Source organism: Brachybacterium sp. HMSC06H03, from assembly GCF_001807385.1.
GTDB lineage: Bacteria > Actinomycetota > Actinomycetes > Actinomycetales > Dermabacteraceae > Brachybacterium > Brachybacterium conglomeratum.
Map to the genome: position 1 here is coordinate 1 of NZ_KV788796.1, position 1,698 is coordinate 1,698.

Consider the following 1,698-nt stretch of genomic DNA (forward strand, 5'->3'; position numbering starts at 1 on the left):
TGGGCGCCGCGGCGGTGCCCCGCGAGGTGCGGTTCCTGCCGCCGGGCGCGGCGAGTTCGGCGCCGTCGGGACCCGACGGCGAGGGGCCCGCTCCGGAGGGAGAGGGCCCCTCGGGACGCGGTGGTCCGGTGGACGGTCCGCTCAGCAGTCCGGGACGCTGACCGGCACCGCGGTGACCGCGAGCCCGCCCATGGCGGTCTCCTTGTACCGCTCGGACATGTCCTTGCCCGTCAGCCGCATCGTCTCGATGACGGTGTCGAGGGAGACGAAGTGCTCGCCGGTGCCGCGCAGCGCGAAGCGCGCCGCGGTGATCGCCTTGACCGCCGCCATCGCATTGCGCTCGATGCAGGGCACCTGCACCAGACCGCCGACGGGGTCGCAGGTCAGGCCCAGGTTGTGCTCCATCGCGATCTCGGCGGCGTTCTCGACCTGGGCGGGCTTGCCGCCCATCACCTCGCACAGCGCCGCGGCCGCCATCGAGCAGGCCGAGCCCACCTCGCCCTGGCAGCCCACCTCGGCGCCGGAGATCGAGGCGTGCTCCTTGTAGAGCGAGCCGATCGCCCCGGCGGTCAGGAGGAAGCGGACCGCGATCTCGTCGGGGTCCACGCCCTCGATGTAGTTGGTCGCGAAGAAGAGCACGGCCGGGATGATCCCGGCGGCCCCGTTGGTCGGCGCGGTGACGACGCGGCCGCCGGCGGCGTTCTCCTCGTTCACGGCGAGCGCGGCGAGGGAGACCCATTCGAAGGAGTTCATGGGCAGGCGCGCCGGGTCCTCGGCGGAGAGCGAGTCGTACCAGGAGGCGGCGCGGCGCTTGACCTCGAGCCCGCCGGGGAGGATGCCCGGGGTGCGGATGCCGCGCTGGATGCAGTCGTCCATGGTGCGCCAGATCCTCAGCAGGCCCTCGCGGATCTCCTCGTCGTCCCGCCACTGCCTCTCGCGCAGCAGCATCGCGTCGGAGATCGAGATGCCCCGGTCCTCGCACACCCGCAGCAGCTCGGCCCCGGTGGTGAAGATGGTGCGGCCCTCGTCCTCCGCGGCGACCTCGGCGATCGAGCGGTCCATGTCCGCCTCGTCGACGACGAAGCCTCCGCCGACGGAGAACATCGGACGGCGCACGAGCTCGGCGCCGCCCGCGTCCTTGGCGATGAAGGTCATCCCGTTGGAGTGCTGGGGCAGGAAGGTCAGCGGGTGCAGCACGATCGAGGAGGGTCGCAGCGACACCTCGAGCCGGCCGTCGAGCAGCAGCCCGCCCTCGGCCTCGATCCGCTCGACGCGCTCCCTGCCCGCGACCGGGTCCACGGTCTCCGGGTCCGAGCCCTCCAGGCCCATCACGATCGCGGAGAGGGTGCCGTGCCCCTCGCCGGTCGCGGCGAGCGAGCCGTACAGGTGGACCTCCACCTCGGCGACCTGGGGACCCGTCTCCGGATCCGAGAGCACCTCGTGCGCGAACTGCGCCGCCGCCCGCATCGGCCCCACCGTGTGGGAGCTCGACGGGCCGATGCCGATCTTGAACATGTCGAACGTGCTGATGCTCACCGCAGTCCTCCTCGACGTCCTCGTCGTGTCGGTCGCGCCCGCCGCGCGTGCGGCCGGGCACTGCGTGCCGTGACCGGGGGTGCTCTCCCCCGACGCGTCACGGCACGACGATCATCGTCCCCCGTGCCGGCGCGGGCCGCGGCTCGGCGCGCCGGAGCGGCT

General features: G+C 73.1%; 1 protein-coding gene. It reads right to left on the reverse strand.

Annotated elements, in window-relative coordinates:
- Positions 1-141 precede the first annotated feature (141 nt).
- Positions 142-1,536, reverse strand: a complete 1,395-nt coding sequence (locus HMPREF3159_RS08915; protein WP_070500707.1) for an L-serine ammonia-lyase — start codon at positions 1,534-1,536, stop codon at positions 142-144.
- Between the last annotated feature and the right edge of the window lie 162 nt (positions 1,537-1,698).